General features: G+C 48.4%; 5 protein-coding genes. All 5 read right to left on the minus strand.

Annotation, left to right across the window (positions count from 1 at the left end):
• Positions 1-111 precede the first annotated feature (111 nt).
• The gene (locus GXP69_RS13475) at positions 112-1,290 is read right to left on the minus strand and encodes an ABC transporter permease (protein WP_163915585.1); all 1,179 of its coding nucleotides are present in this window, start codon (positions 1,288-1,290) and stop codon (positions 112-114) included.
• Complete coding sequence (locus tag GXP69_RS13480) at positions 1,287-2,528, minus strand: ABC transporter permease (RefSeq protein ID WP_163915586.1); 1,242 nt, start codon at positions 2,526-2,528, stop codon at positions 1,287-1,289. Before GXP69_RS13480 ends, GXP69_RS13475 begins: the two co-directional genes overlap by 4 nt.
• A 3-nt stretch (positions 2,529-2,531) precedes the next feature.
• On the minus strand, positions 2,532-3,230 hold the full coding sequence (locus tag GXP69_RS13485; protein WP_163915587.1) for an ABC transporter ATP-binding protein: 699 nt from the start codon (positions 3,228-3,230) through the stop codon (positions 2,532-2,534).
• Between the two features lie 178 nt (positions 3,231-3,408).
• Positions 3,409-4,878, minus strand: a complete 1,470-nt coding sequence (locus GXP69_RS13490) for a TolC family protein (RefSeq protein WP_204282026.1) — start codon at positions 4,876-4,878, stop codon at positions 3,409-3,411.
• A 65-nt stretch (positions 4,879-4,943) separates the two neighbouring features.
• The gene (locus GXP69_RS13495; protein ID WP_163915588.1) at positions 4,944-6,188 is read right to left on the minus strand and encodes an efflux RND transporter periplasmic adaptor subunit; all 1,245 of its coding nucleotides are present in this window, start codon (positions 6,186-6,188) and stop codon (positions 4,944-4,946) included.
• Positions 6,189-6,625 lie beyond the last annotated feature (437 nt).

Below are 6,625 nucleotides of genomic sequence, written 5' to 3' on the forward strand. Positions count from 1 at the left end.
TAGTTTAAGCTTAACCTACCTTCCACTAAGATTCTTTCAGAATGACAGTTATCATTCAAAGGCTTTAATTAGAATAAAACTTTTTTAGCTGTTGAGAATAGTAACTATAGTTTACTCTTCGTGCAGGGCAAGGGCCGGGTGAATGGCTGCGGCCTGGCGGCTTGGCTGGAAGGCGCAAACGATAACCAGCAGGTAGATCATCACTATAGAAATGCCCAGCGCATAGTAATAGACTTCCGGCTGCATACCCATCACATCGAGCAACACAAACTGGATGGCAAAGAAGCTGCCCAGCACTAATCCTAGCGTTGCCAATACCAGAATCTCTCCTAAAAACTGCTTGTAGATTTGGTTAGCCGTTGCCCCCAACGCGCGACGCAAACCAATTTCGGAATAGCGTTTGTTAATGTTGTACCACAGCACCCCAAAAATGCCCAGCGCAACGTTCAGGATCAGGAATGCACAGATGATGGCAAAGATGAGCAAAGGTGTCAGGTTTTCTTTCATGTAAGAGGCACGCATCTGGTCCATGTACTTTACATCCAGTTTCCAGCCAGTGGCTACGGAGCCTGCTTCCTTCAGCAGTTTCTCCTCAATGCCTGAGGTAACGCCCGGTTTCATGCGCAGGTACAGCGTGTTTTCTACCCATCTGCTGGTATCGGCCAGGGAGCTGACTCTCATAAAAGTGCCTGCATCTGAATTAAGCTCGCCATTGGTACGGTACGCCTCTATTACACCAATTACAGTAAATTCTTTATCACCGCTCTTCAGTTTTTTGCCGGCTGCCGACTCATTTCCAAAGAAAAACTGCTTTATATCCTGCGTTATCACCATCGGGTTCTGATTCGAGAACTCATCTCCGTCCTGGAACCAGCGGCCTTCTACTACATTAAGGTCCATTGTACTCTTAAAATCGCCACCCTGTATGGTTACATTGTTAATACCACGCTGCAGGTTGCCGCGGGTCAGGCCCATCATGTTTGACCAGCCGGAGTAAGCAGCGTTGCCACTGGCTAAGGCTACATGCTCAATTTCTGGTAGCGTCTGCAATTTTCTTACAAGCTGCTCTGATATGACTCTTACCTCATCCTTAGGGGTCTGGTAGTGCTGAATATTTACATACCAGATACGTTCCGGCTCAAAACCCAGTGGCTTTTTATAGTTCTGCCAGCTGTTAACCAGCACGCTTATAGTTCCGAAGAGTACTAAAAAGGAAAAGAAAATCGCCATGATCATCAGGAAGTTGGCGCGTCTTCGGTTCCATACAAGTTTAAACAGATGCTTTATCATTTTGAGCCTCCTTTCAGGACAGATGCCGGATGAAGTTTTGACATTTTATAGGCCGGATAAACCCCGGAAAGTATACCGAAGAACAGGCAGATCAGTAAGCTGAACAGAAGCACAGGCACATTCAGCCCCAATTGTGCATAAGGTATAAAACCACTGTTATTGATCAGGTGCAGCGCCCCCACCGCCAGCAGTATGCCTATAGTTCCGCCGATTATAGTCAGGAAAATATTCTCGAACAGGAACTGCAGCACCAGCGTGTTAGAGGATGCCCCGAATGCTTTGCGTACGCCAATTTCGGAAGCGCGCTCCATAATGCGGCTGATGTTGATGTTTACCAGGTTGAGGGTAGGAATGAGCATGAAGAAGAACATGCCGCCTATCACTACGCCGTACAACAGAGCAGTATTTACTTCATTGTCCACCGACCTGCTGATTTCCCTGGCAAAGCCTTCGGTATTAGTATCGGCAAATACCTTTAGCACCGTAAAGTCTTCGCCTGGCATCATTGGCACCTTAGCCATAGCGCCATAAAACTCTTTCTTTACATCATCTATGGCAGCCTTATCCTTAGCCAACAGCACGGCTCTAAAATTGCCGCCATAATGCGGGTCGTTCAGATCGGCTTTGGTGGTGGTGTAAGGAACCCAGACTTCGGAGTAAGATTCGGTGCGTGTTGCCGCCACATTTTTGACTACACCCACCACTCTATAGTTGCTGTCGTCGAGTGTAAGCGTTTTGCCCACGGCATCTACTGTCCCGAAATTCTTTATGCTGGTAGCCTCGTTGATAACGGCCACCTTTTGTGCAGTTTCCACTGCAGCGTCTCCAAAGCCACCGCCATCTATAAACTCAAAATCCATTACGCGCCAGAAATTACTGTCGGTGTAGCGGGTTTGCATGTTAAGTTTGCTGCCCTGTGTAAAGTTAAACGTCGTGAAATTGCTGGAGTAAATGGTTATCAGTTCAGGAGTGTTGAGTGGCCTTACAAACCTGTTCAAAAAAGAGTAGCTTGGTCCGCTGTTCATTTCAGTGCCATCGCCGGTCATGTGCAGCCAGGTTACAAACAACATGCGGTCCATTTTCTTTTCAGGGGTATGCGTGCCAAAAACCTGGTTCAGCATGGCCGTGATCACCATCAGCACCATTAAGGTTACGCTGATGCCAAAGAGGCTAATGAAGGTAAAAAACTTGCGCCGCAAGAGTACCTTCCAGGCTATTTTAAAGTAATTTTTCAGCATGATTTAAACAGTCTGTAGGTCGAAAACTTTAGAATCAGATACCTGCTGCCCGTCGAAGAAACGTACCAGGCGTTCGGTTTTGTGGGCCATGTTTTCGTCGTGCGTCACCATTACTATAGTTGTACCATCGTTGCGGTTCAGGTCCAGCAAAATGTTCATTACTTCCTCGCCCATTACCGAGTCCAGGTTACCGGTTGGCTCATCGGCCAGTATGATGGCTGGGTTGCCGATCAGGGCGCGGGCAATAGCTACACGCTGTCGTTGCCCACCCGATAGCTGGTTAGGGAAGTGCTTGGTGCGGGCACTCAGGCCAACTTTCTCCAGGGCATCTTTGGCAAGCTTGGTACGCTCCGAGCCAGACACACCGCTGCGGTAAAGCAAAGGCAGCTCCACGTTATCCAGCACGCTCAGGTCGTTTACCAGGTGGTAGCTCTGGAACACAAACCCGATCTTCTCATTGCGGATGTGTGCCAACTCTTTGTCTTTGTATGATTTTATAGGTTGCCCATCAATTGTTACCACACCTGATGTTGGCACATCCAGCAGGCCCATAATATTGAGCAACGTTGATTTCCCGCAGCCCGATGGTCCCATAATGGAAACAAATTCTCCCTTCGGAACTGCCAGGTTTACGCGCTGCAAAGCCACCGTTTCGATGGTCTTTGTCTGGTAAACTTTCTCGATGTCTGATAGCGTGATCATAGTTTTTAAATATCGTTATTCGTTAGTAGTTATTCGTTAATCGTTCTCTGTATTTGTACTTTTTACTCTTATGTTAGCCTATGCTGGCGCGAGTCTCCAGACTCGTGACTTACTATGGTGTTGAGTTTGTAACTCAACTGGCCCGGTAGGGACAGGTAAAGGTGCTGGCTATAGTTTCTCATCTCTCCACCTCTACCACTAAAGCCTGCTGCTTTTCAAAATCAAATAAAGTCAGTTGCCTTAAACTATAGTGTGCGGACCAAAACTGGCTAAGTGCGGCGATATAGGCGCGGCGGGCCTGGTCTTTTTCTGCTAAAGCAATGTTGAGCTCTGTAATGCTGATGCGGCCAACGATGAAAGTGCTTTTGGTAATGTTGTAGCGTTCCTGGGCAATAGCATCGGCGGCGGCAGTGGTTTCTAGGCGGCGTTTCAGGGTGATGTACTGGTTTGCCTGCGAGAGTACTGCCTGCTCAAACGTGGCTTCTTCCTGGGCAACGGTATGCTGCACCAACTGGCGGTTCAGGTCGGCCACTTTATAGTTGGACCGCTGGCGGCCCCAGTCCATGAGCGGCATGTTAAAACCGATGCGTGCGCGCTGCAGGTTTTCCGGACGGGTATATACATCCGAAAAATTATCGGCACTGTTTGATAAACCGAAGGTGGCAAAAACACTCATGTTTAATCCATTATCGCCTTTGGCTTTGGCTACCATGCTTTCAGCTTCCAACAGACGGCGTTTAAAGCTCACGGCTTCTTTGCGGTTCTTCTTTGCCTCTGCCAACGCCAGCTCCGATGAAACGATTGTTTCCGGTATGCTATCGGGTGTGATCAGTTGAAGGGCCTCATTGTCTTTCAGGCCTACAAAAGTTTTCAGGGCAAGGGTAGCGTTCTGTTCGTCCAGGCTGGCCTGGTCCTGGGCAAGGCGGGCATTTAGTACAGCCAGTTGCATCTGTAGCAGGTCGTTTTTAGACAGGCGGCCCAGTTTGTATTTCTCTCCGGCAATGTGGTAAAGCGTGTCGTTGTTGGCCAGGTTTTGCGTAGCGATGCGTTGGTTAACCTGAGCCAGCAGCAGATCGAAGTATAGCTGGGTGGCCTGTACGGCAATTGTTTCCTTGTCTTCAACGAACTGGCGCTGCGACTCCTGGTAACGCAAGGGCTCTACTTTTTTGGCCCACGCAAACGGGTTGTAAGCAAACAGCGGTTGCTCGATACCAACTATAGCCGGGTTGCCATTGTAGCGGGTAATGTCGCGGTCAAAATCATCGAAGCGCTGCATCAAGGAAGTGACAAAGATGCTGCCGCCCGTGGGGCTGATCAGCTGGCGCAGGGTTAAGCCAACATCCGAGCTGTTTATAGTTACGGGCTTGAAATCAGTGGTGCCGTCTGGCTGAATAACCGGCATGTAGCTTCTGCTGAAATCGGGTAAGGTACCGTTCAAGCTCAGTTGCGGGCGGTAATCGGATTTGAAGCTGCGCCACTGCCAGTAGCTGCTCTCCTGGTTTACGTCGGCTTGCTTTGCTGCTGCCGACTGCTGCTGCGCCAAGTCAATAACTTCCTGCAGGTGCAGCACACGCGCACCAGGCTGAGCTATGCTTTGGCCACAACAGAGCAGCATCACAAACACTAAACAGGTAAAAAGGTACTTCATAGTTTTATTTGGGATCAGGTAACACGACTTTTAAATCTTCACTTTTAACTCTCAACTATTTAATCCTATTTCAGCTTGACTTTTTCGGCGTGCTGGTATTCTGCCATATCCGAGATCACAATCACGTCACCGGGCTGCACTCCACTTTCCAATTCCACATAATCCACATTGCTGATGCCGGTTTTGGCTGGCTTTCGGATAGCTTCATCGCCCTGCACCACAAACACCTGTTGAGCGGCTGTGCTGTTAAAGTAAGGTCCGTTCTTAACCCGCAGCACATCGGTTTTAGAAACCAGCTCCACGTATACATCGGCGCGCAGGTTAGGGCGAAGCAACTGGTGTGCTTTATCCTGAAGGGCTACATAAAACGTAACAATGCCATTTGTAACCGTAGGCTCCACCGACGACACCACGCCCTGCATATCGGTGTTATTAATGCGAACTATAGCACCCGCGCCTGGCTTTAACTGCCCGGCGTAGGTATCCGAAATGGTGGCTTTTACTTTATAGCTGCTCAGGTCGGCAAGGCGGGCAATTACATCACCTGCATTCACGATGCTGCCAATCTCATTCTTCACCCAGGTGATCACGCCGTTGTGGGTGGCTCGCACTTCGGCCTGCTCCATTTTGCGTTGCAGCTCTTCTATCGAACGGCCCTGCATGGCCAACGTAAAGCCCAATTCCTGTTCGTTGGCTTTTAATAGTTCGCGCTCGGTGGCCATGTCGTGTTCAATTTCCTGTAGTTCCTGCTGCGCTATTTTCAGGTTTAGTTCGGCCTGCTTCACGCTTTCCTGGGTAGTGCCACCAATCTTCAGCAGGTATTTTTCGTCTTCCAGTTGGGCCTGCAGGCTTTTAACCCGCATTTGCTTTATGCTTAGCTGCGATGCCAGCTGGTTCAGAGTTTTGCGAAGGTTCAGGCGCAGCTGCACGCTTTTGTGCTGGTTCAGTTGCTGCTCGTCTTTCAGTTTGTCGTAGGCCAGTTGGGTAAAGGCTCTGTCGAGTAGCAGGATCTGGTCGCCGGGTTTTACCTGCTCACCGGCTTTTAGCACCACCTGCTCTATTCGCGCCTGTATGGGACTTGTGATTACCTGCTCGTGCTCCGGCACCACCACCCCACTCGCAGAAATGGTAGCCACTACCGGGCCACGCTCCACCACAGCCGTGCGCAGTTTGTCTTTGCGCAGCGCTGGCGTAAGCAGACTCCGGAAACCAACTATAGCAAAAACCAGCACTGCCAGGGCTATGCCTATTTGCCAGATGCGGCGGCGTTTGTTGGCTTGTTTGGTAGTGGCAGATAATTCGCGGTCCATAGTTTTAGTATTGTACTTTTTACCAAAACTTAGCCAACTTATATGCCAGTTATGTATATTATTGATTTACTGATTTTTACATATTAAAACTATAGTTTTATATGGATTCAGGGTGTTCAGTATCGAACAGGTGTGTGCGGTTTTGTGAACTATAGTTTGAGGTGGATTTTAACTATAACAGGAAATGTATTTTACTTTTACTATATTGTAGTTTGAAGTGACTTTGGTTCTGTTATTTGATTGTATTGTTATTTGATTGTATTAGAACTACTGCTATAGTGCAGATAAGCGTATGTTTTCTTTTATCCAGTAGTTAATCCGTCATAGGGATTATTTTCAAATTTAAAAATGGCGAAGCTTTCAGGCTTTACTGGCAGGAAGGGATCACAGGCTCATGAAAAGGAAAGTACCTGTAAAAGAGCCAAAGGCATAAATGG

Origin of the sequence: Pontibacter burrus, assembly GCF_010686685.1 — a bacterium.
GTDB lineage: Bacteria > Bacteroidota > Bacteroidia > Cytophagales > Hymenobacteraceae > Pontibacter > Pontibacter burrus.